The organism is Paracoccus sp. L-17 (genome assembly GCF_056857655.1).
On record NZ_JBSXNM010000035.1, the window covers coordinates 34,750 to 55,904 of the forward strand.

The following is a 21,155-nucleotide window of genomic DNA, read 5'->3' on the forward strand; positions in this document are numbered from 1 at the left end:
GGAGTACGTCCAGATGCTGACCCTCTATGGTGTCACCCGCTCCCGCGCATCGCGCATCGTCTGGCTGTGCCACGAGATCGCCCTGCCTTTTCACCAGGTGCCGGTGATTCAGGCCTACCGCCTTGCCGATGCGGATGCGCCCGGCGCGCGGATGAACACACGCTCACCCGGCTTTCTGGACCTGTCGCCCGCAGGCGCCATTCCGGTGATCGACGACGATGGATTGATCCTCAGCGAATCGATGGCCTGCACGCTGTATCTGGCGCGCCGACACGGCCAGCCCATAGGCCCCACCGACGCCGCCGAGGATGCGCTGATGATGCAGTGGAGCTTTTACGCGGCGACAGCCATCGAACCCGACGCCCTGACGATCCTGTTCCTGCATGGACGCGACCAGACACAATCCGGCGAGGACGCGGCCATCGTCGCGGATGCAGCCGGGAGGCTGATCCGGCCCTTGCGCGTGGTCGAAGATCATCTGGGCCGTCACAGCCATCTGATCGGCGACCGGTTTACCGTCGCCGACATCAATCTGGCCGAAGTTCTGCGCTATGCCCAATCCTACGGCGCCCTGATGCAGGAATTCCCCGCGATCACCGCCTGGCTGGACGCTTGCCAGGCCCGGCCGGCCTTTCGCCGCATGTGGGAGGCACGGCTGGCCGAGCCGGAATGATACGCTATCGCCCGCGCAAGTGGTTGCGGCCGAGGTTTCCAAAGCCACAACCACTTGCCCCACCCGGCCCGGACATGAGATAGTCGTCAAAACAGCCATAAACACGAGCAGCCCATGGCCGACGACCTTCTCTCTGCCGCCGATGCCAGCGTGGAAAGCTATTCCGCATCCTCGATCGAGGTGCTGGAGGGACTGGAACCGGTCCGCAAGCGCCCCGGCATGTATATCGGCGGCACCGATGAACGCGCCCTGCATCACCTTGTGGCCGAGATCCTCGACAATTCGATGGACGAGGCGGTCGCCGGCCATGCCAGCCGGATCGAGGTCGAACTGCTGGCTGATTTCAGTGTCGTGGTGCGCGACAACGGACGCGGCATTCCCATCGACCCGCATCCGAAATTTCCCGGAAAATCCGCGCTGGAGGTGATCCTGTGCACGCTTCATGCCGGGGGCAAGTTCTCGGGCGATGCCTATGCGACGTCGGGCGGTTTGCACGGCGTCGGCGCATCGGTCGTGAACGCGCTGTCCGACAGCCTGGTGGTTCAGGTCGCCCGCAACAAGGAACTGTTCGAGCAGCGATTCTCGCGCGGGGTGCCGGAAGGACCGGTCGAGAAGATCGGCGCGGCGCCGAACCGGCGCGGCACGACCGTCACCTTTCATGCCGACGAGGACATTTTCGGCCATCACCGCTTCAAGCCCGCGCGCCTGCTGAAGATGGTGAAATCCAAGGCCTACCTTTTCTCGGGCGTCGAAATCCGCTGGAAATCCGAGATCGACGACGGCGAGACGCCGACCGAGGCCAGCTTTCACTTTCCCGGCGGGCTGGCCGACTACCTGTCGGAAACGCTGGCCGGCGCGACCAGCTATGCCGACCGGCCTTTCGCGGGCAGCGTCGATTTCAAACGCTTCGACGCGCCGGGCAAGGTCGATTGGGCGATCAACTGGACGCCGGCCCGCGACGGCTTCATCCAGTCCTATTGCAACACCGTCCCCACCCCCGAGGGCGGCACCCACGAAGCCGGCTTCTGGGCCGCGATCCTCAAGGGCATCCGCGCCTATGGCGAACGGGTCAGCAACCGCAAGGCCGCCCAGATCACCCGCGAGGATCTGCTGACAGGCGGCTGCGCGCTGGTCAGCTGTTTCATCCGCGAGCCGGAATTCGTCGGCCAGACCAAGGACCGCCTGGCCACGACCGAAGCCGCGCGGCTGATCGAGGGTGCGGTGCGCGACCATTTCGACAACTGGCTGGCCTCGGACACGAAGTCGGCGGGCGCAATCCTCGATTTTCTGGTGCTGCGGTCCGAAGAACGTCTGCGCCGCCGGCAGGAAAAGGAAACCGCCCGGAAATCGGCGACCAAGAAACTGCGCCTGCCCGGCAAGCTGGTCGATTGCAGCGCCACCGCGCGCGACGGCACCGAATTGTTCATCGTCGAGGGCGACAGCGCCGGCGGCAGCGCCAAGATGGCGCGCGACCGCACCACACAGGCGCTGCTGCCCCTGCGCGGCAAGATCCTGAACGTGCTGGGCGCGGCCTCGTCCAAGCTGGGCCAGAACGCGGAAATCAATGATCTTTGCCAGGCGCTCGGGGTCGGGATGGGGACGCGCTTCAACGTGGACGATCTGCGCTACGACAAGATCATCATCATGACCGATGCGGATGTGGACGGGGCGCATATCGCATCGCTGCTGATGACCTTCTTCTTCACCCAGATGCGGCCGCTGATCGACAAGGGGCATCTCTATCTGGCCTGTCCGCCGCTGTATCGGCTGACGCAGGGCGCGCATCGCATCTATGTCGCCGACGACGCCGAGAAAGAGCGGATGCTGGCCAAGGGGCTGGGGGGCAAGGGCAAGATCGACGTGCAGCGGTTCAAGGGCCTGGGCGAGATGGACGCCAAGGATTTGAAGGACACGACGATGAACCCGAAGACGCGCAAGCTGATCCGGGTCAGCATCGACGATGACGAGGGCGGCGAAACCGGCGATCTGGTCGAGCGGCTGATGGGCAAGAAGCCCGAGCTTCGCTTTGAATACATTCAGGAAAACGCCCGTTTCGTGGAAGAGCTGGACGTCTGACCCGGCGGCGCGGACGGGATCCCGGCTACAGCGCGATGGCCGAGATCAGCCGGCCGTAATCGGCCTGCCCTTCATGCGTGGCGCGGCGATAGCTGAAGAAGCGCGCGGGGTCGGAATAGGTGCAATGGCCCGACCATTCGGCCTCGACCCCGGCAGCGCGCAGACGCGAGAGGCCGAAGGACGGCAAATCGAACATCGGCTTGCCGTTCGGACCGCCTGCGAAAAATCGATGGTAATCGGGATCTTCCAGCAGGAAATCCTCCATGAAATCCTGCCCGACCTCATAGGCCCGCTGGCTGATCGAGGGGCCGATCACGGCCCGGATCTGCGTCGCGCCCAGGGCCCGCATCGCGGCCACCGTCGCCTCGATCACTCCGGACAGGGCCCCGCGCCAGCCGGCATGACAGGCGCCGATCACGCCCGCCTGCGGATCGGCCAGCAGAATCGGCTGGCAATCGGCCGTCAGCACCGCCAGCGCCACGTCGCGCCGCGCCGTCACGATCCCGTCGGCTCTCTGGTCGCGGATCGCCTCGACATCCTCGCCCGCGGCCAGCGTCACCACATCGGCCGAATGAACCTGTTTCACGGTCGCCAGGCTGGCGGCCGGAACCCCCATCGCCTGCGCCACGCGCCCGCGATTGACCCGCACCATATCGGCCTGGTCGCTGGAACGTCGGCCACAATTCAGCCCCGCAAAAAGCCCCGACGACGCACCGCCCTTCCGGGTGAAAAATCCGTGCCTCACATCCGAAAGCAGCGGGTGGTTCAGGATCTCAAGCGTTGTCTGCATGAAGCCTCAGCGCGTCGAATCCGGGCACCGGCGGCGCCCCGCGGGGCCAGATGGCCATCGCCTTGAACAAGTGACCCATTTTGTCTGCGGCGGTCAAGCGATCAAGTGCGACCATCGCACCCCCATCCCCGGCCGCGGCCAGCCTGCGCGCCCGATCTGCGGCGCCCAGAGACAGCAGCCAGTCACCCTGATGGATCGGGCGCGATGCCACCGCGCCCGCCTGGATGGAGGCCGCCGCCAGCGGTGCGAAATCGACATGGGCGGTCAGATCGGCCTCGCCGGGATGGGCCAGCGGATCCTCGGGGCGATGCGCGCGCAGGGCCTGAAACGTATCGCCAACACCGTTCCAGCCGCCGTAATCGACAAGGATCGCCGCGCCGCCATGGCTGGCAACGCGCGAGGCGATGGCAGTGACGATGGCGGTCGCGGCGGGCCGATCCTCGATCACCTCGCCGACCTGTCCTTCACGCGGCAGAAGGACCGGCGGCGCAAGACCCATGCGCAGGCCGTTTTCATCGCCGCTGACGACACGTTCGGCCCAGCCGTCATCCAGGCGCTGAAACTGCCGGATCGGCAAGGCATCGAAAAATTCGTTTGCAATCAGGAACAATGGCTTGTCCGGCAGTTCCTCGACGTGATCGAGATGCCGGATCGCGCCCAGCCGGTCTTTCTGGACCTGGCGTAGAAAGGGCGATGCCTCGATCAGCGCCACCTCGGCCGCGTCCGACATGCCGGGCACGGCCCGGATCGCACGCAGCATGTCCGCCATCAGCGTCCCGCGTCCCGGCCCCGGCTCGGCCAGGGTAAAGGGCGCGGGGCGGCCCTGATCCATCCAGGCCTGCGCCAGGGCGAGCCCGCATAACTCGCCGAAGATCTGAGAGATTTCCGGGGCGGTGGTGAAATCGCCCGCGGCCCCGAAGGGATCGCGGCTGGCATAATAGCCATGACGCGGATGCATCAGGCACAATTCCATGTAATCGGCCAGCGTCATCGGCCCGGCGACGCGGATACGCTGTGCGATCACGCGCGCCAGCGGCGTCATGCGATGGCGGGGCGACGTCTGGCCCAGAGGACGAAGAACAGACCCACCAGCAGCATTGGCAGCGACAGAAGCTGACCCATGCTCAGCCCGATCACCGGCCCGCCGATCACATGGCCCAGCGGATTGTCGGGCGTGATGAATTGCGGATCGGCGACCCGGAAAAATTCCACGAAGAAGCGGGCCAGGCTGTATCCGACAAGGAACACCCCGAACAACAGGCCGGGCCGCCGCAGGCCGCCGGCGCGCAGCACGGCCCAGAGGATCAGACCCAGCAGCAAGCCCTCCAGCCCCGCCTCGTAGAGCTGGCTGGGATGGCGGGCGCAGATCCCTTCGACGCCCGGACAGGATTGCGCGGCCTCGCCGGGAAAGATCACGCCCCACGGCATGTCGGTCGGCCGGCCCCAGAGTTCGGCGTTGATGAAATTCGCGATGCGGCCGAAGAACAGCCCGATCGGGGCCACGACCGACATCGCGTCGGCCACGCGCAGAGGCGGGATGTCGTGGCGCCTGCAGAAGATCCACGTGGCCAGGATGACGCCCGCGAAGCCTCCGTGAAAGCTCATCCCGCCCTCCCAGACCTTGAGGATCTCGGCGGGGTTCGAAAGATAATAGCCCGGCTGATAGAACAGCACGAAGCCCAGGCGGCCGCCCAGGATCACGCCCAGGATGACCCAGGTCAGCAGATCGTCGACCGCCTCCGGTCGCATCGGCGCCCGGTCGCCCCAGACCGCGTCGTTGCGCATCATGCGTATCAGCAGCCGCCAGCCCAGCAGCAGCCCCGCCAGATAGGCCAGCGCATACCAGCGCAGCGACAGCGAAAGGCCGCCCAGATCGATGGTGAAGATCTCGGGCGAAATGTCGGGAAAGGGAATCATGGGGGCCTCGCGGAATGCGGGGCGCACGCTAGCGGCGCAGGATGCGGTGTCAACCGCGCTTCGCCGCACCCCGCGGCGTTGAAGCCCGCGCCGCCACGCCCATATAAGGTCGCAAAGGCAGGAGCGATTCATGACCACGCAGAACAAGTTCTTCGACGATATCTCCAAGATGATGACCAACGCGATGGGCGTGGCCCAGGGTGCGAAATCCGAGGCCGAGACCGCGATGAAGGGCTGGGTCGATCGCTGGCTGGCGGATCGCGACTTCGTGACACGGGAAGAATTCGATGCCGTGCGGGAAATGGCGATCAAGGCACGGACCGAGAACGCCGCGCTGAAGGCGCGCCTGGATGCGCTGGAAAAGACGGTTCAGGGCTGAACCCGATCGCGCAACGCGCCCATCCGGTCATAGAGCAGCACCTCGCCCGTCTGGGTGACGACGACGATCCAGTCGCGGGCGAAGGTGACGGCCTCGGCGCGCGCATCCTCGGGCAGCGAGATGGTGGCAGGCAGGTCCGGCAGCACGGGTTGGCCAAGGCGCAGCCAGAGCAGTCCGACCAGCGCGATCACGCCCAGGCCCATGACCACCGCCAGTCCGGTGACCAGTCGTTTCAGGAAGCGCAGTTCCGGAACCGCTTCCGCAGCGTCGCTCCATTGCCTATCATCGTTGCCCATGTCGACCCTTCTGATCACCATCCCGGCCAATCCGCCCGACCGGCTTGATAAGGCGCTTGCGCTGGCAGTGCCAGAGGCCGCTGCTCTGTCGCGGTCCCGTCTGGCGCGCCTGATCGCCGAGGGCGCCGTCAGCGGCCCCGGCGGCGTTGCCCGCGACGGCAAGGCGCGGGTGGCCGAGGGTCAGCAATACCGCATCGCCCTGCCCCAGATCGCCGCGGTCGAGACGCGGCCGGAACCCATTCCTTTGACCATCGTTCACGAGGATGCCGATCTGATCGTCATCGACAAGCCGCCAGGCATGGTCGTGCATCCCGCGCCGGGCAGCCCCTCGGGCACCCTGGTCAATGCCTTGCTGGCGCATTGCGGCGACAGCTTGTCCGGGATCGGGGGGGAAAGACGGCCCGGCATCGTCCACCGCATCGACAAGGACACATCGGGGCTGCTGGTTGTCGCCAAGTCCGACCGCGCCCATCACGGGCTTGCCGCGCAGTTCGAGGCGCATACGGCGCAGCGCCGCTATCTGGCGCTGGCCCATGGCGTGATCGACGCCGCCGACCCGCGTCTGCGCGGCACGCCCGGCCTGACCTTCGAGGATGGCGGCGTGCTGAAGATCGCCTCGCGGCTGGCGCGCCATGCAACCGACCGGCAGCGGCAAGCGGTCTGGTTCGACAAGGGCCGCCATGCCGTCACCCGCGCCAGAATGATCGAAAGCTTTGGCCGGCCTCCCTCGGCGATGCTGGTCGAATGCCGGCTGGAGACCGGCCGCACGCACCAGATCCGCGTCCATATGTCTCATGCCGGGCTGGGGCTGATCGGCGATCCGGTCTATGGCGGTGCGCGCCGGGCCTCGATCCGGTCCCTCGGAGAGGCGGCGGCAGAGGTTCAGGCCTTTCCCCGGCAGGCCCTGCACGCGGCGCATCTGGGCTTTGACCATCCCGTCAGCCAGCAGGCGCTGGCCTTTGACAGCCCTCTGCCGCAGGACATGCAAAGATTGCTGGACCGTCTGCGCGGCGCGCCCTCTTGACGGCAACGTGAACCGCGCCCAGATTGCATTGCACGAAATACCCGACAGATTGTGTCACCACCTCGTCTGTTCCCAGGCTGCGCGGCCCGGCGCCCGGAACCGCAATCGCGCCGCCTGCGTTTCCCGGACTCTGCGAAAGGCCCTTTGCGATGGCGACTTATGCGAATTTACCGGCCCCCTCACCCGAACAGGGTCTGAACCGCTATCTTCAGGAAATCCGCAAGTTTCCGCTGCTGGAACCCGAAGAAGAATACATGCTGGCCAAGGCGTGGGTGGATCATGAGGACAGCGAGGCCGCCCACAAGATGGTGACCAGTCACCTGCGGCTGGCCGCCAAGATCGCCATGGGCTATCGCGGCTATGGTTTGCCGCAGGCCGAGGTGATCAGCGAGGCCAATGTCGGGCTGATGCAGGCGGTCAAACGATTTGATCCCGAAAAGGGCTTTCGCCTCGCGACCTATGCGATGTGGTGGATCCGCGCCTCGATTCAGGAATATATCCTGCGCTCGTGGTCGCTGGTGAAGATGGGCACGACCAGCGCGCAGAAGAAACTGTTTTTCAACCTGCGCAAGGCCAAATCCAAGATCGGCGCGCTGGAAGAGGGCGATCTGCGCCCCGAGAACGTGGCCCAGATCGCAACCGACCTGAACGTGACCGAACAGGAGGTCATCGACATGAACCGGCGCATGTCGGGTGGCGATGCCTCGCTGAACGCGACCGTCGGATCGGCCGATGGGGATTCGACGGCGCAGTGGCAGGACTGGCTAGAGGACGAGGATGCCAATCAGGCCGACGCCTATGCCGAAAGCGAGGAACTGGACACCCGCCGGCAGATGCTGATCGCCGCGATGGATGTGCTGAACGATCGCGAGAAGGACATCCTGATGGAGCGTCGCCTGCGCGACGATCCCATGACGCTGGAAGACCTGTCCGGCCGCTATGATGTCAGCCGCGAGCGGATCCGCCAGATCGAGGTTCGCGCCTTCGAGAAGTTGCAGGATCGGATGCGGGTCCTGGCACGAGAGAAGGGGATGCGGGTGCCGGAAGGGGCCGAATAGCCTCGGCCTCGGGCCGGTTTGGCGCTGCGGCGGAAAGCATGGCGCGGCGATCCGCGCTTCGCGCCGATTGACCTGAAATCCCATCGCGCTATGGTCATCGCGAGGCAGGAAGACCAGACAGGATGACCGCGCTCAGCGAATTTCAACGGCTCGAGGCTCAGGGCTCGTGGCGCGAGTCGCCGGACGCCCGGCTGCGCGAGGTTGTCGTCTCTTTCGGCGACGCGACGCTGATGCTGTCCGATCCGAAATCCGACACGCCGCTGTCTCACTGGTCGCTGCCCGCGGTGACCCGCCTCAATCCGGGCAAGAGCCCGGCCATCTTTTCCCCCGGCCCCGACGATCGCGACGAAACCGTCGAGATCGAGGATCCGGTCATGATCGAGGCCATCGCCCGGGTGCACCGCGCCATCGCCTCGCGCCGGGCCCATCCGGGGCGTCTGCGCGACGGGCTGACCGTGGTTGCGATTCTGGCGATGCTGGCTGCACTGGTCTTCTGGCTACCCGATACGCTTGTCCGCCACGCGGCCCGGATCGCGCCGCCCGCCCAGGCGCGCCAGATCGGCGAGGCGGTTCTGGCCGATGTCGAACGCAGCACCGGCGCGGTCTGCAAACGCCAATCCGGACAGGCGGTGCTGGACTGGCTGACGCCACGACTGCTTGGCGACGAGGCGGCGATCCGCGTCGTGCCGGGACCATTGAACACGGCGCTGCGCCTTCCCGGCGACCTTTACGTCATGGGGGCCGATCTGCTGGTCGGCGCCTCCGGCCCCGACGCAGCGGCGGGTCATCTTCTGGCCGCCCGGCAGGTCGAAACCGACAAAGAGGCCCGGCAGGAGGCCCTGGGCTATGCCGGATTGACAACCGCCCTGCGGCTGATGACGCTGGGTTCCCTGCCCGAGGGGGCGATGACCGGCTATGGACCGACCTTGCTGTCAAATCACGCATCGCGCCGGGGCGACGATCAGGCGCTGCTGGCCCAGTTTGCCCGCGTCGGAATCTCAAGCCAGCCCTATGCCCGTTCGATCGACCCGACCGGAGCCTCGGTCCTGCCTCTGATCGAGGGTGATCCCTTCCGCAGCGCCACGCCGCCGAAACCGCTGCTGACCGACCAGCAATGGCTGGCGCTGCAACAGATCTGTGCCGGATGATGCCCGAAAGGATCAGATGACCGACCCGACCAGTCTCGACGCCACCGATCTCTCTGCGGCCATCGCCGACGGAAGGCTTCGTGCCGAGACCGTCATGACGGCGTATCTGGACCGGATCGAGGCACTCAATCCCGGTCTCAACGCCATTGTCAGCCTGCGGCCGCGCGACGAATTGCTGGCCGAGGCCCGCCGGGCCGATACCGCCCCGCGCAGGGGCTGGCTGCACGGGATGCCGGTCGCGATCAAGGATCTGGCCGCCGTCAAGGGCATCCGCACGACCTGGGGCTCGCCCATCTTTGCCGATCACGTGCCGCAGGAAGACGATGTGGTCGTGGCGCGAATGCGCGCGGCCGGGGCGATCTTCATCGGCAAGACCAATACGCCCGAATGGGGCCTTGGCTCGCACACATTCAACGAGGTCTTCGGCGCCACGCGCAACCCCTACGATCCCGCGCGCACGGCGGGCGGGTCATCGGGCGGCGCGGCGGCGGCGCTGGCCGCGCGGCTGCTGCCGGTCGCGGACGGATCCGACATGATGGGAAGCCTGCGCAACCCGGCCGCCTTTTGCAACGTCTACGGGTTCCGCCCTAGCTGGGGGCTGGTGCCGGGCGAACCGCAGGGCGACGGCTTCATGGCCACGATGGCGACGCTGGGTCCGATGGGACGCAGCCCCCGCGATCTGGCGCAATTGCTGTCGGTCATGGCCGGACCCCACCCCGCGGTTCCCCTTGGCCGCGAGATGCGCGACGACGACGACGCGCTTGACGGCCGCATCGAGCGGCTGCGCATCGGCTGGCTGGGCGACTGGGGCGGCGCCTATCCCTGCGAGGACGGGATCGTGTCGCTCTGCAGCGCCGGACTGGATGTCCTGGCCGATCTGGGCTGCGAGATCGTGCCCCTGAACCCGCCCTTTCCCGCCGAAAAGCTGTGGCATTCGTGGATGATCCTGCGCGCCTTTCTCAACGCGGGCAGCAAGCGGGCGCTTCATGACGATCCGGTCAGGCGTGTACTTCTGAAGCCGGAGGCGATCTGGGAAATCGAGCAGGGCCTGACCCTGAGTGCCGCCGATGTCTATGCCGCCAGCGAGATTCGCAGCCAATGGTATCGCCGCGCCGCGAAACTGTTCGAGCAGGTGGATGTCATCGCCCTGCCCTCGGCGCAGTTCTGGCCCTTCCCGGTCGAATGGTGCTGGCCGCATCAGGTGGGCGGCCGTCCCGCCGATACCTATCACCGCTGGATGGAAATCGTCGTTCCGGTCAGCCTTGCCGGCCTGCCCTGCCTTTCGGTGCCGGTGGGCTTCGGCGCCTCGGGTCTGCCGATGGGGATGCAGCTTGCCGGAGCGACCGGGAAGGATGCCGCGATCCTGCGACTGGGCCAGGCCTGGCACCAGGCAACCCGCTGGCCCGATCGCCGCCCTTGACGGCGATCCTGACCTGGCGGATTTCAACGATCGCGACTTTCCGATCTTCGGAGCGGCAGCCGGCGGCCGAAGCCCCGCCGGCGCCTCAGCCGGTGGGCAGGCGCAATGCCGTCAGCACCGTGGCCAGCGCGTTTCGCGGAAGCATGACCAGCATCCGGCCTTCGATCCGCAGGGTTACCAATCCCGTGGCCATGTTCGATGTGCCGACGCGGCCGGCGGGGTCGAACTCGATCCCCTCGATTGGCCATTCAAGCCCGGTGCTGACACCGCGGGCCGGTCCCATGGGAAACAGCGAAACCCGCGTGCCGGGCATCAAGGGCAGCGTCGTCCGCGAGGGCGCGCGGAAGATCACATCGTCCCGGGACAGCATCACCACCGGCGGTCGGGGCGCTCGCGCCATCAGCGACAGCGCGGCCAGCGTGTGATCGACGCGCAGGCCGGTAAAGCCCACGGCAAGGACGAAAGGCGCCGCGATCCGGCCAAGGCATTTGCCGAAATCGGTGCTGTCCTGTTCGGCCACGCGCACGACGCGATCGGCGGGAACCATGCTTTCGGCGCCGGAACTGATCGAATCCAGATCGCCGATGACCCAGTCGGGCCGTCGGCCCAGGGCCAGCGCACGATCCGCGCCGCCATCGGCCGCGACCAGGGTCGGCGCAATGGCCAGCGCGGTCAGCAGGTCGGGTTTCGCCACCGCGCCGCCGCCGATCACGGTTACCCCGCGATCCGCGATGACGACCGGCGCAATCATTCCTCGCGCCCGATTCCGGTGAATACGCGCCGCAAGGGCAGGATCCAGATCACTCCCAGCAGGACATAGACCGCCAACTCGATCCAGATCGGCTGCCGGCCCCAGCGATCATCCATCCAGTTGACGAGAATCACCGCCACGATGATATAGGCCGGCAGACCCAGAACGAGGATCAGCAGCGACAAACGCTTGCGTGTCTTCAATCTCATGCCCGCTTCCTGCCCATTCTCGAAAAACACGACCCTCGGCCTGCTTTGGTCCGCCAAGTATCCCACGGGGGTCCAGGGGTGTGAAACCCCCGGCGGTCGCGGGACGCAGGGCCCCGGTTCAATCCGCGAAGGGATCGGTCACGAGAATCGTATCGTCGCGTTCGGGGCTGGTCGACAGCAGCGCAACCGGACATCGGATCAGTTCTTCGACCCGGCGGACATATTTCACCGCCGCCGCCGGCAGATCGGCCCAGCTTCGCGCGCCCTCCGTCGATTCCGCCCATCCCTCCATCTCTTCATAGATCGGCACCACCTTTGCCTGCAAGGCCGCCGCCGTCGGCAGGTAGTCATAGTGCCGGCCGTCGATTTCGTAGCCTGTGCAGATCCTCAGCGTCTCGAACCCGTCCAGCACGTCCAGCTTGGTCAGCGCGATGCCGTTCATGCCGCTGATCGCGCAGGTCTGGCGCACCAGTACCGCGTCGAACCAGCCGCAGCGCCGCTTGCGCCCGGTGACGGTACCGAATTCGTGGCCCCGCTCGCCCAGCCGCTGACCGTCGGAATCGTGCAACTCGGTCGGGAACGGGCCCTCGCCGACCCGCGTCGTATAGGCCTTGACGATGCCCAGGACGAAATCGATCGCGCCCGGCCCCATCCCGGTGCCCGAGGCCGCCATGCCCGAAACGGTGGTGGAACTGGTCACATAGGGATAGGTGCCGAAATCGATGTCCAGAAGCGAACCCTGCGCGCCCTCGAACAGGATCCGCTTGCCGGATTTGCGCGCCTCGGCCATGACCTTCCAGACCGGACCGGCATAGGGCAGCAGCTTGGGGGCGATGTCCAGCAGCTTGGCCTTCAACCCGGCCCGGTCGATCGGCTCGGCGCCCAGGCCCTGTCGCAGCGCGTCGTGATGGGCCAGAAGCCTGTCCAACCGCGCCTCCAGCGTTTCGTCGTCGCCCAGATCGGCGACCCGGATGGTGCGGCGGCCCACCTTGTCCTCGTAGGCCGGGCCGATCCCGCGGCCGGTGGTCCCGATCTTCGCCTTGCCGGCCGCCTCCTCGCGCAACTGGTCCAGATCCTGGTGCAGCGGCAGGATCAGCGGCGTGTTCTCGGCGATGATCAGGCTGTCTGTGTCGATGCGGACGCCCTGCGCGGCCAGCCTGTCGATCTCGGCAAACAGCGCCCAGGGATCCAGCACGACGCCGTTGCCGATGACCGCCAGCTTTCCCTCGCGGACGATGCCCGAGGGCAGAAGCGACAGCTTGAACACCGTCTCGCCGATGACCAGGGTGTGTCCGGCATTGTGGCCGCCCTGAAAGCGCGCGATCACGTCGGCCCGTTCGGACAGCCAGTCGACGATCTTGCCCTTGCCCTCGTCGCCCCATTGCGCGCCGACAACCACCACATTGGCCATGAGCCGGTCCTTCCCTTGCCCGAAAATCACCGCCGCAGGGTCTAGCGCATGGCCGTGCCGGGGAAAAGCGGCGATTTCCTTTGGCGCGGGGGCGGCACCGTGGAATAATACGCGCAACCACCCGGGAGACCCGCGCCATGTGTCACGCCTGTATCGTCGAATCGGTCAAGTCGAACATGCTGTCCCGCCGCTCGCTGTTTTCGGGCGCGACCGCGGGGGCGGCGGCCCTTGCCATGGGTGCCGCGGCGGCCCGACCGGCCCTGGCCCAGTCATCGGGCAAGGTCGTCGATCTGACCCATCCCTGGGACGGCGATTTTCCGACCTTCGACGGCAAGCCCGGAATTCTCTACGAGCCCGACAAGATCCTTGATCGCGACGGCTATCAGTTGTGGAAGCTGACGATTTTCGAACATTCCGGCACCCATGTCGACGCGCCGCTGCATTTCTCGGCCGATGGCGCCTCGGTCGATCAGTTGCCGGCCGCCGGCCTTGTCTGTCCGCTCTGCGTGCTGGACCTGAGGGCGAAGGCGTCCGAGGATGCCAATGCCATGGTCCAGTCCGAGGATATCGAGGCATGGATATCCGCCAATGGCGAGATCCCGGCCGGCGCTGTGGTGGCCATGCATTCGGGCTGGGCCGCAAAACTGGCCGAGACCGCCTATCGCACCGACAGCGACGGAAATTTCGCCTTTCCCGGCTTTTCGAAGGCCGCCACGGACATGCTGGCGGGGATGGACGTGGCCGGGATCGGAGTCGATACGCTGTCGCTGGATCCCGGCAATTCGGCCGATTTCGCGGTTCACAATTCGTGGCTGCCGGGCGGCCGCTACGGGATCGAGAACCTTGCGGGGCTGGACCAGATGCCGGCCGCCGGCGCCACGATCTTCGTCGGCGCGCCCAGCCACAAGCGTGGCACCGGGGGACCTGCGCGCATCATCGCAGTGGTCTGAAGGGCCTCGCCCTCGGCGCGTGCCGCGCCTTACCCCCGGGTATTTGCGCAACGAAGAAAGCGCCGGATCAGTAATGCGGTGGTCGCTGGTCGGCCAGCGGGATCGATCCGCCCGCATCCAGTTCGCGTTCGGCCGCTGCCTGCATCAACAGAGTGACGCGGCGGCCGAGACGCGCGATTTCGCCATCCCGGGCCGCGATGACCTCGCTGAGATCCTCGATCATGCGGGCCTGGTGAGCCAGCGCCTCTTCCAGGGCATCCAGCCGGGCCGCCACATCCTTGTCCATGTCACTCCCTTCCGCTACAGCAGCCACGGATTTGGCCCCGAAAGGCAAAGACCATGGCGAAGGATCAGAAAAAACAGCCGCGCCCCAAGGCCGAGACGCCAAAGGGCTTTCGCGACTATTTTGGCGCGGATGTGACCGAGCGCAAGGCGATGCTGGACCGCATCGCCGAAATCTACCATCGCCACGGCTTCGATCCCCTGGAAACCAGCGCCGTCGAGACGGTCGAGGCCCTCGGCAAGTTCCTGCCCGATGTGGACCGACCCAATGCCGGCGTCTTTGCCTGGCAGGAAGAGACGGTGCCGGGCGGCGGTTCGGGTGACTGGCTGGCCCTGCGCTATGACCTGACGGCACCGCTGGCGCGCGTGGCCGCGCAGTTCCGCAATGATCTGCCGACCCCTTACCGGCGCTATGCGATGGGGCCGGTCTGGCGCAACGAAAAGCCGGGGCCGGGGCGGTTCCGGCAGTTCTATCAATGCGATGCGGATACGGTGGGCAGCGCCTCGGTCGGTGCCGATGCCGAGATCTGCGTGATGCTGGCCGATGCGCTGGAGGCGGTGGGCATCGCGCGCGGCGACTACATGGTGCGGATCAACAGCCGAAAGGTCCTGAACGGCGTGCTGGAGGCCGCCGAGGTCCGCGCCGAACAGGCCGAAAGCGTGCTGCGCCAGATCGACAAGTTCGACAAGGTCGGCCGCGAGGGCGTGCTGGCGCTGCTGACCGCCGGACGCAAGGATGACAGCGGCGCCTTTATCGAGGGTGTCGGATTGTCCGACGCCCAGGCCGCGCCGGTGCTGGCCTTTCTGACCTCCGGTGGCGACAACAATCAGGCCACGCTGGACAATCTGCGCGCCGCCGTGGGTGGCTCGGCCATCGGTGCCGAAGGGGTCGAGGAACTGGCGCAGATCGCCGCGATGCTGGAGGCGATGGGTGTAGGCGGCGACCGCGCCGTCATCGACCCTGCGGTGGTGCGCGGCCTTGGCTATTATACCGGTCCGGTCTTCGAGGCCGAACTGACCTTCGAGATCCTCGACGAAAAGGGTCGCAAGCGGCGATTCGGATCGGTCGCGGGCGGCGGCCGCTATGACGGGCTGGTCGAGCGGTTCACCGGGCAGAAGATGCCCGCGACCGGGGTCAGCATCGGCGTGGACCGGCTGCTGGCGGCATTGAGGGCCAGGGGATTGTCGGGCGCCGCAGCGGATGGTCCGGTCGTGGTGACGGTGATGGATCGCGACCGGATGGCCGATTATCAGGCGATGGCATCGGAACTGCGCGCCGCCGGTATCCGGGCCGAGGTCTATCTGGGCAATCCGAAGAATTTCGGCAACCAGTTGAAATACGCCGACAGGCGCGGCGCTCCCGTGGCCGTGATCCAGGGCGCTGACGAGGCCGCGCGCGGCGTGGTTCAGGTCAAGGATCTGAACCTCGGCGCGAGGATCGCGGCCGAGGCCAGCCACGAGGAATGGAAATCCCAGCCGGCACAGACCGAGGTTCCGCGCCACGGGCTGGTTGCCGAAATCCGGCGGATCCTCGGATGATCCCCAAGCGTGACAGGCAGGCCGTGGGCCAGCGCCTGCTGGCCGCGTTCCGAGAGGCGGGTGCGGCCGAGATCGCGCCCGACATCCTGCTGCCCGCCGAAACGCTTCTGGATCTTTACGGCGAGGATATTCGCGCCCGCGCCTATGTCACCACCGACCCGATCCGGGGCGAAATGATGCTGCGGCCGGATTTTACCGTCCCGGTCGTGCAGGCACATATGGAAAACGGGGCCGAGCCTGCGCGCTACTGCTATCTGGGCGAGGTATTCCGCAAGCAGGACATGGGCGAGCATCATCCGAAAGCGCCCCGCGACGCCGAGTATCTGCAGGCCGGGTTCGAGATGTTCAGCCGCGATCCAACCGCCGATGCCGAGGTCTTCGCGTTGTTCCATCGGCAGCTCGCGCCCTATGGGCTGACGGCAGAGACCGGCGATATGGGGCTGCTGATGGACGCCGTGCGTGGCCTGCCCCTGCCGCAGCCACGGCGCGAGGCGCTGCTGCACCATATCTGGCGGCCGGGACGGTTCCAGCGCCTGCTGACGCGGTTCTCGGCCCCGGTTCCCGACAGGGATTTTCCCGATCCGCCGGCGGTATGGTCCGGCCTGCGAAGCCGGGCCGAAATGCAGGCGCGCATCGACCGGTTGCGCCAAGACATGCGGGTGGACCCCCTGCCGCGATCATGGATCGAGCGGCTGGAACAGTTGTTCGCCCTGCGTGCATCGGCGCCCGACGCCATCACCGCCCTGCGCGCGCTTGCCGTGGACATGCCGGCGATCTCGGCCTCGGTCGCGCGCATCGAGGCCCGTTTCGCCGCCATCGCGGCGCGAGGGATTGCGCCGGCGGGGATCATTTTCGATCCCAGCCACGGCCGCGCCAATCTGGAATATTACGACGGGTTCACCTTCAGCTTCCTGTCGGACCGTCCGGGCTGGCCCGCCGTCGCCTCGGGCGGGCGCTATGATGCGCTGACCAGAATCCTGGGCCGCGGCCGCGAAATTCCGGCCGTGGGCGGCATCATCCGCCCCGGCCTCATCGCCGAAATGGAGGCGTCATGATCCGGCTGGGCGTGCCGTCGAAGGGGCGGCTGATGGAACAGGCATTCTCGTGGTTCGCCGCCCGCGGGGTCGGCCTGGCGCGGACCGGATCCGAGCGTGACTATACCGGCCGGGTCGAAGGCGCCGAGGGCGTGTCGCTGGTGCTGCTGTCGGCCGGCGAAATCCCGCGCGAACTGGCGGCGGGCCGGATCGATCTGGGTGTCACCGGCACCGATCTGGTGCGCGAGAAGCTTGCGGGGTGGCGCGATCTGGTGATCGAGATCGCGCCGATGGGCTTTGGTCATGCCGACCTGATCCTCGCCGTGCCGGAATGCTGGCGTGATTGCGAGACGCTGGACGATCTGACCGCGATCGCCCGCGATTTCCGCGCGACGCATGGTTTCAGGCTGCGCGTCGCGACCAAGTATCATCGGCTGGTCCGGGCATGGCTGGCCGCGCATGAGGTGGCCGACTACCAGCTTGTCGACAGTCAGGGCGCGACCGAGGGCACAATTGCCAACCAGACCGCCGAGGCCATCGCCGACATCACCTCGTCCGGGGCGACGTTGCGGGCCAACAACCTGAAGATCCTGTCCGAGGAACCGATCCTGCGCTCTCAGGCAACGCTGTTCGCGGCGCGCGCGGCGATGGGTCCGGAACTGGCAGGGTTTCTGGCGCAGCTTGGTACGGACCTGCAGAACGACAGCCTGCCCCCCAATCCGTGACGCGGGGCTTCAAGGCCGACATGGCTGAGTGATGAACCGCTCTTTCCCGGCCATCCCGCGCATCGCCACCCCGCTTCAGCGCCGCCAGAATTCGGGCGAGAACAGCGCCAGAATGGCCAGAATTTCCAGTCGGCCGACGACCATGGCGCAGGCCAGCACGATCTTGGTCATCGCGGGCAGGCCCGACCAGCCCTCCCACGGGGCCGAGGCGATGCCGGCGCTGGCCTCGAAGGCGGGCGTCAGCGGGATCGCGCCGGCCAGTGGCCCGGTATTGGTCAGCGCCGCGATCGACAGGATCGTCGCGGTCTCGAACTCGATCTGCTGGATCGAGACAAGCGCGACCGTCACCGCGATGGAACTGGCAAAGAGCATGAAGAAGATGAACGCCAGATAGGCGCCTTCGCGCCGTAGCCGACGCGCGATCCGCCCGCCGCCCGAAACCGATGAGGGATGGATGATGCGTTCCAGTTCCCGTTCGCCGTGGCGGGCCAGTGAATAGACGCGCAACAGCTTGACCCCGCCCGCCGTCGTCGCGACGCCACCCCCCATCAGCGCCAGCCCGGCAAGGATCAGGCCCGGCGAGGACAGGCCCGACCAGGCCCGCGATCCCTGCCAGTCGACCGAATTCCAGCCGGTCGTGGTCAGGTAGCTGAGCGCGTTGAACATGCCGCCCCAGAAGGCGGCCAGCCCGTTGCGCAGATCAATCAGGCTGGGCAGCGCCGGGTCGTTGCCCACACCGGCCTCGATCGCGCCGATGAAATGGCGCAGAAACAGGGCCGCCGCGACCAGCGCGATCAGGCCCACCGCCATCTTCAGCTCGGGATCCTCGATCAGCCGGCGGGTGGCGCGCAATTCGCCGCCCCCCGGCCAGAAGCGCCGCGACAGGGCGGGGATCAGGAACAGGAACACCGCCATCTCGCCGGCGATGCCCGAACGTTCGCCGGAGGGACCGATGACCGGGGTGATCCCGCTGGTCGACAGCGTGCCCATCGCGCGCGTCAGCGCCAGGATCGAGCTGTCGCCCAGCAGCAGCAGGATCATCCAAAGGGCCAGTGTCAGGCCGGCATAGACAGGAAAGACCTGCATCGCGGCGCGGACCAGCCGGTAGGCAGGATCGGCCAGTTCCGTGTGGAAGATCGGCGAGGACAGATGCGGTTGCCGCACGCGCGGATCCGACGATCGGGGCAGCTGTTCGAAATCCTCGCTGCGGCCATAGGGCGTGGACATGATCTCGAACCCGCCGACCCGCAGCGGTGCCAGAATGGCGATGGCGGCGACCAGCATGAAGAAGCCGCCCATCCAGCCGACCATCGCCCGCCACAGATGCAGCGGCATCGGCAGAAGATCGGCGGAATAAAGCGAGGCGCCGGTCGTGGTCAGCGCCGACACCATCTCCCACCAGGCATTGAACAGACCGGTATCGGGCAGGCTTTCGGCCAGGGGGATGGCCAGGATCAGCGGCATCAGTCCCATCACCGCCAGCATCGACAGCAGCGTGTCGCGCGAACGCGGCCTGCGGCGGTTGGCCGATGTGGCCAGCGCGATCATCCCGGTCACGATCAGGACCAGAAGCGCCGCGTAGAGAAAGTTGCGCGCGATCGCGTCCTGATTGATGACCGAGGCATAGATGGCCGGAACCAGCATCGCCAGCCCCGACAGGACGGATAGCAGGATCAGCAGCGGCAGACGCAGGATCAGGTTCATTCGCCTCGCGCCTCAGAAGAAGTCGATCGAGACCTGCAACAGGCGCTCGACCTCGGGCACGTCATGGGTCAGGGCGAAGATCAGCACGATGTCGCCTTCTTCGATGCGGGTGTCCGGGGACGGCTTCAGGATCCGGTCGCCCTTCTGCACCGCGCCGATCAGCGCGCCCTCGGGAAAGTCGATATCGCGGATGGCGCGGCCGGACATCGGGCTTGTGGACAAAACCTGCGCCTCCATCACCTCGGCCTCGGCATCGCCGATGGAATAGATGTCGCGCACCCGGCCGTGGCGAATATGGCGCAAGATGGTCGAGACGGTGGTCGCGCGGGGATTGATATAGGCGTCGATGTCCAGCGCGCCCATCAGGGACACCAGCGTCGGGTCGTTGATCAGCGATATCACCATCTTCGCGCCGGCCTGCTTGGCCCGGACGGCCGCCAGGATGTTGGTCTTGTCGTCATCGGTCACCGCCAGAACCGCGTCGGCCACGGGCACCGACGCCTCTTCCAGCAATTCCGCCGACAGCCCGTCGCCGTTCAGCACGATGGTCCGTTCCAGCCGGTCGGCAGCGTATTCGGCCCGTGCGCGGTCATGTTCGATCAGCTTGGCGCGGATCCGGCCCGGCCGCGCCTCAAGCGTCCGGGCCACGGCAAGCCCGACATTGCCCGCGCCGATGATGGCGACCCTTTCCTGCTTCTGTGGCGGCTTTCCGAAGATTTCCAGCGTCCGCGCGACATCCTCGAAATGGCTGAAGATATAGACCTGATCGCCCGCGAAAAGCTGGTCGCCCGGATCCGGCGTGAACAGCCGCCCGCCCCGGCGGACCCCGGTGACGATGGCGCGCAGGCTGGAAAAGATCTCGTTCAACTGGCGCAAAGGCGTGTTCAGCGCCGGACAATCCTCTTCCAGGACAATGCCCAGAAGCTGGATCTTGCCGCTCATGAAGGTCTCGACATCGAAGGTCGAGGGCGCCGACAACCGTTGCAGCGCGGCCTTGGCGACCTCGCGTTCGGGGCTGATGACGACATCAATGGGCAGATGATCGGTGCGGTAGAGATCGGAATAGATCGCATCCAGATAGGCACCCGAACGCAGCCGGGCGATCTTGCGCGGAACCTGAAAGACCGAATGGGCGACCTGGCAGGTGACCATGTTCACCTCGTCCGAATGGGTCGCGGCGATGATCAGGTCGGCGTCGCGCGCGCCGGCGCGATCCAGCACGTCGGGATGGCTGGCAAATCCGGTGACGCCCTGGACATCCAGCGCATCGGTCGCGCGCCGGATCAGTTCGCCGTTATTGTCGATCACGGTGACATCGTTGCGTTCGCCGGAAAGATGCCGCGCGATCTGCCAGCCGACCTGCCCTGCCCCGCAGATGATGATCTTCATGCCCGTTCCTCAAGCCGTCGCAAAAGCGCCGCACACCTGCCTAAGCCCGCCGCAGGCGCGGTGCAACCTTCCCTTCGCCGCCGGGCGTGGCGTGGGCTTGCAGGGTCTGCAAAATGCAACCAAAAGTTGCCAAAATGTCGAGTCTTTCTTGTCTTGGCCTCTCTGCTGCATTAACCATGACTTGTCTGAGAACCTGCAACGTGGGCCGCGTTGCAAAGATGCTGACCTCGGGACGATCCGGCGGCGAATTCAGCCGCTTCAGCGCAGGCACCCGGCCGCTGACAGCCGACCCCTTGCCGGGGGCAGGCGACGAAGCGGATCGTGTTGCCGAACGCCGAAACGGCGTTCCGGACCGAGCCGCCCGACATCGATAAGGAGAT

21 protein-coding genes are annotated in these 21,155 nt (G+C 66.6%); 11 read left to right on the top strand and 10 right to left on the bottom strand.

The window, feature by feature from the left end:
• The first annotated feature begins 13 nt into the window (after window positions 1-13).
• Entirely contained in the window at window positions 14-673 is a 660-nt protein-coding gene (locus tag AC13CR_RS07990; protein ID WP_292955755.1) for a glutathione S-transferase family protein, read from the top strand.
• 114 nt (window positions 674-787) lie between these two features.
• Window positions 788-2,749: a DNA topoisomerase IV subunit B gene (parE, locus tag AC13CR_RS07995; protein WP_292955758.1), complete on the top strand. Its 1,962-nt coding sequence runs from the start codon at window positions 788-790 to the stop codon at window positions 2,747-2,749.
• A gap of 25 nt (window positions 2,750-2,774) precedes the next feature.
• Here the strand turns inward: parE and pgeF are convergent, their stop codons facing one another.
• Genes pgeF through lgt form a run of 3 tightly spaced genes read right to left on the bottom strand, consistent with a single transcriptional unit; the run spans window position 2,775 to window position 5,456 of the window.
• Window positions 2,775-3,539, bottom strand: coding sequence for a peptidoglycan editing factor PgeF (gene pgeF, locus AC13CR_RS08000; RefSeq protein ID WP_292955761.1), 765 nt, complete (start codon window positions 3,537-3,539; stop codon window positions 2,775-2,777).
• On the bottom strand, window positions 3,523-4,581 hold the full coding sequence (locus AC13CR_RS08005; protein ID WP_482900899.1) for a class I SAM-dependent methyltransferase: 1,059 nt from the start codon (window positions 4,579-4,581) through the stop codon (window positions 3,523-3,525). The genes pgeF and AC13CR_RS08005 overlap by 17 nt, the downstream gene beginning before the upstream one ends.
• Entirely contained in the window at window positions 4,578-5,456 is an 879-nt protein-coding gene (gene lgt, locus AC13CR_RS08010) for a prolipoprotein diacylglyceryl transferase (protein WP_292955770.1), read from the bottom strand. The genes AC13CR_RS08005 and lgt overlap by 4 nt, the downstream gene beginning before the upstream one ends.
• Window positions 5,457-5,586: 130 nt before the next feature.
• Between lgt and AC13CR_RS08015 the strand changes: the two genes are divergently transcribed.
• Window positions 5,587-5,835: an accessory factor UbiK family protein gene (locus AC13CR_RS08015; RefSeq protein WP_292955773.1), complete on the top strand. Its 249-nt coding sequence runs from the start codon at window positions 5,587-5,589 to the stop codon at window positions 5,833-5,835.
• Here the strand turns inward: AC13CR_RS08015 and AC13CR_RS08020 are convergent.
• Complete coding sequence (locus AC13CR_RS08020; RefSeq protein WP_292955776.1) at window positions 5,826-6,131, bottom strand: DUF6476 family protein; 306 nt, start codon at window positions 6,129-6,131, stop codon at window positions 5,826-5,828. The two genes, AC13CR_RS08015 and AC13CR_RS08020, sit on opposite strands and share 10 nt — an antisense overlap.
• On the opposite strand from AC13CR_RS08020, the gene AC13CR_RS08025 reads away from it, so the two are divergent.
• The 4 genes from AC13CR_RS08025 to AC13CR_RS08040 all read left to right on the top strand — a co-directional run bounded on the left by AC13CR_RS08025 (window position 6,130) and on the right by AC13CR_RS08040 (window position 10,781).
• Entirely contained in the window at window positions 6,130-7,155 is a 1,026-nt protein-coding gene (locus tag AC13CR_RS08025) for an RluA family pseudouridine synthase (RefSeq protein ID WP_292955779.1), read from the top strand. The genes AC13CR_RS08020 and AC13CR_RS08025 overlap by 2 nt on opposite strands.
• Before the next feature lie 149 nt (window positions 7,156-7,304).
• A complete protein-coding gene (rpoH, locus tag AC13CR_RS08030) occupies window positions 7,305-8,213 on the top strand; it encodes an RNA polymerase sigma factor RpoH (protein WP_292955782.1) in 909 nt (302 codons plus the stop codon).
• 122 nt (window positions 8,214-8,335) lie between these two features.
• Complete coding sequence (locus AC13CR_RS08035) at window positions 8,336-9,361, top strand: hypothetical protein (protein ID WP_293015146.1); 1,026 nt, start codon at window positions 8,336-8,338, stop codon at window positions 9,359-9,361.
• 16 nt (window positions 9,362-9,377) lie between these two features.
• The gene (locus tag AC13CR_RS08040; RefSeq protein WP_292955788.1) at window positions 9,378-10,781 is read left to right on the top strand and encodes an amidase; all 1,404 of its coding nucleotides are present in this window, start codon (window positions 9,378-9,380) and stop codon (window positions 10,779-10,781) included.
• Window positions 10,782-10,866: 85 nt separating this feature from the next.
• Here AC13CR_RS08040 and AC13CR_RS08045 read toward each other — a convergent pair whose 3' ends face one another.
• The 3 genes from AC13CR_RS08045 to AC13CR_RS08055 all read right to left on the bottom strand — a co-directional run bounded on the left by AC13CR_RS08045 (window position 10,867) and on the right by AC13CR_RS08055 (window position 13,152).
• Window positions 10,867-11,532, bottom strand: a complete 666-nt coding sequence (locus tag AC13CR_RS08045) for a thiamine diphosphokinase (protein WP_292955791.1) — start codon at window positions 11,530-11,532, stop codon at window positions 10,867-10,869.
• Window positions 11,529-11,741 carry a DUF2842 domain-containing protein gene (locus AC13CR_RS08050; protein ID WP_292955794.1) on the bottom strand — a complete coding sequence of 71 codons (213 nt, stop codon included), beginning with the start codon at window positions 11,739-11,741 and terminating at the stop codon, window positions 11,529-11,531. The genes AC13CR_RS08045 and AC13CR_RS08050 overlap by 4 nt, the downstream gene beginning before the upstream one ends.
• A 118-nt stretch (window positions 11,742-11,859) precedes the next feature.
• Window positions 11,860-13,152: an adenylosuccinate synthase gene (locus AC13CR_RS08055; RefSeq protein ID WP_292955797.1), complete on the bottom strand. Its 1,293-nt coding sequence runs from the start codon at window positions 13,150-13,152 to the stop codon at window positions 11,860-11,862.
• 137 nt (window positions 13,153-13,289) lie between these two features.
• Between AC13CR_RS08055 and AC13CR_RS08060 the strand changes: the two genes are divergently transcribed.
• The gene (locus tag AC13CR_RS08060; RefSeq protein WP_292978575.1) at window positions 13,290-14,102 is read left to right on the top strand and encodes a cyclase family protein; all 813 of its coding nucleotides are present in this window, start codon (window positions 13,290-13,292) and stop codon (window positions 14,100-14,102) included.
• Window positions 14,103-14,169: 67 nt separating this feature from the next.
• Here the strand turns inward: AC13CR_RS08060 and AC13CR_RS08065 are convergent, their stop codons facing one another.
• Window positions 14,170-14,388 carry a SlyX family protein gene (locus tag AC13CR_RS08065; protein ID WP_292955803.1) on the bottom strand — a complete coding sequence of 73 codons (219 nt, stop codon included), beginning with the start codon at window positions 14,386-14,388 and terminating at the stop codon, window positions 14,170-14,172.
• 53 nt (window positions 14,389-14,441) lie between these two features.
• Between AC13CR_RS08065 and hisS the strand changes: the two genes are divergently transcribed.
• The 3 genes from hisS to hisG are packed head-to-tail and all read left to right on the top strand — an operon-like array spanning window position 14,442 to window position 17,682.
• A complete protein-coding gene (gene hisS, locus AC13CR_RS08070; protein WP_292955806.1) occupies window positions 14,442-15,923 on the top strand; it encodes a histidine--tRNA ligase in 1,482 nt (493 codons plus the stop codon).
• Complete coding sequence (locus AC13CR_RS08075) at window positions 15,923-16,978, top strand: ATP phosphoribosyltransferase regulatory subunit (RefSeq protein ID WP_414692166.1); 1,056 nt, start codon at window positions 15,923-15,925, stop codon at window positions 16,976-16,978. The genes hisS and AC13CR_RS08075 overlap by 1 nt, the downstream gene beginning before the upstream one ends.
• Window positions 16,975-17,682, top strand: a complete 708-nt coding sequence (gene hisG, locus AC13CR_RS08080; protein ID WP_292955812.1) for an ATP phosphoribosyltransferase — start codon at window positions 16,975-16,977, stop codon at window positions 17,680-17,682. Before AC13CR_RS08075 ends, hisG begins: the two co-directional genes overlap by 4 nt.
• Before the next feature lie 75 nt (window positions 17,683-17,757).
• Here the strand turns inward: hisG and AC13CR_RS08085 are convergent, their stop codons facing one another.
• Together AC13CR_RS08085 and trkA are read right to left on the bottom strand one after the other, a co-directional pair.
• Entirely contained in the window at window positions 17,758-19,386 is a 1,629-nt protein-coding gene (locus AC13CR_RS08085; RefSeq protein WP_292955815.1) for a TrkH family potassium uptake protein, read from the bottom strand.
• Between the two features lie 12 nt (window positions 19,387-19,398).
• A complete protein-coding gene (trkA, locus tag AC13CR_RS08090) occupies window positions 19,399-20,775 on the bottom strand; it encodes a Trk system potassium transporter TrkA (protein ID WP_292955818.1) in 1,377 nt (458 codons plus the stop codon).
• Between the last annotated feature and the right edge of the window lie 380 nt (window positions 20,776-21,155).

Excerpts from the sequence above, each read along its gene's own strand:
- AC13CR_RS07990 (WP_292955755.1), top strand. The coding sequence starts at position 14 with ATGCTGACCCTCTATGGTGTCACCCGCTCCCGCGCATCGCGCATCGTC.
- parE (WP_292955758.1), top strand. The coding sequence starts at position 788 with ATGGCCGACGACCTTCTCTCTGCCGCCGATGCCAGCGTGGAAAGCTAT.
- pgeF (WP_292955761.1), bottom strand. The coding sequence starts at position 3,539 with ATGCAGACAACGCTTGAGATCCTGAACCACCCGCTGCTTTCGGATGTG.
- AC13CR_RS08005 (WP_482900899.1), bottom strand. The coding sequence starts at position 4,581 with ATGACGCCGCTGGCGCGCGTGATCGCACAGCGTATCCGCGTCGCCGGG.
- lgt (WP_292955770.1), bottom strand. The coding sequence starts at position 5,456 with ATGATTCCCTTTCCCGACATTTCGCCCGAGATCTTCACCATCGATCTG.
- AC13CR_RS08015 (WP_292955773.1), top strand. The coding sequence starts at position 5,587 with ATGACCACGCAGAACAAGTTCTTCGACGATATCTCCAAGATGATGACC.
- AC13CR_RS08025 (WP_292955779.1), top strand. The coding sequence starts at position 6,130 with ATGTCGACCCTTCTGATCACCATCCCGGCCAATCCGCCCGACCGGCTT.
- AC13CR_RS08020 (WP_292955776.1), bottom strand. The coding sequence starts at position 6,131 with ATGGGCAACGATGATAGGCAATGGAGCGACGCTGCGGAAGCGGTTCCG.
- rpoH (WP_292955782.1), top strand. The coding sequence starts at position 7,305 with ATGGCGACTTATGCGAATTTACCGGCCCCCTCACCCGAACAGGGTCTG.
- AC13CR_RS08035 (WP_293015146.1), top strand. The coding sequence starts at position 8,336 with ATGACCGCGCTCAGCGAATTTCAACGGCTCGAGGCTCAGGGCTCGTGG.
- AC13CR_RS08040 (WP_292955788.1), top strand. The coding sequence starts at position 9,378 with ATGACCGACCCGACCAGTCTCGACGCCACCGATCTCTCTGCGGCCATC.
- AC13CR_RS08045 (WP_292955791.1), bottom strand. The coding sequence starts at position 11,532 with ATGATTGCGCCGGTCGTCATCGCGGATCGCGGGGTAACCGTGATCGGC.
- AC13CR_RS08050 (WP_292955794.1), bottom strand. The coding sequence starts at position 11,741 with ATGAGATTGAAGACACGCAAGCGTTTGTCGCTGCTGATCCTCGTTCTG.
- AC13CR_RS08055 (WP_292955797.1), bottom strand. The coding sequence starts at position 13,152 with ATGGCCAATGTGGTGGTTGTCGGCGCGCAATGGGGCGACGAGGGCAAG.
- AC13CR_RS08060 (WP_292978575.1), top strand. The coding sequence starts at position 13,290 with ATGTGTCACGCCTGTATCGTCGAATCGGTCAAGTCGAACATGCTGTCC.
- AC13CR_RS08065 (WP_292955803.1), bottom strand. The coding sequence starts at position 14,388 with ATGGACAAGGATGTGGCGGCCCGGCTGGATGCCCTGGAAGAGGCGCTG.
- hisS (WP_292955806.1), top strand. The coding sequence starts at position 14,442 with ATGGCGAAGGATCAGAAAAAACAGCCGCGCCCCAAGGCCGAGACGCCA.
- hisG (WP_292955812.1), top strand. The coding sequence starts at position 16,975 with ATGATCCGGCTGGGCGTGCCGTCGAAGGGGCGGCTGATGGAACAGGCA.
- AC13CR_RS08085 (WP_292955815.1), bottom strand. The coding sequence starts at position 19,386 with ATGAACCTGATCCTGCGTCTGCCGCTGCTGATCCTGCTATCCGTCCTG.
- trkA (WP_292955818.1), bottom strand. The coding sequence starts at position 20,775 with ATGAAGATCATCATCTGCGGGGCAGGGCAGGTCGGCTGGCAGATCGCG.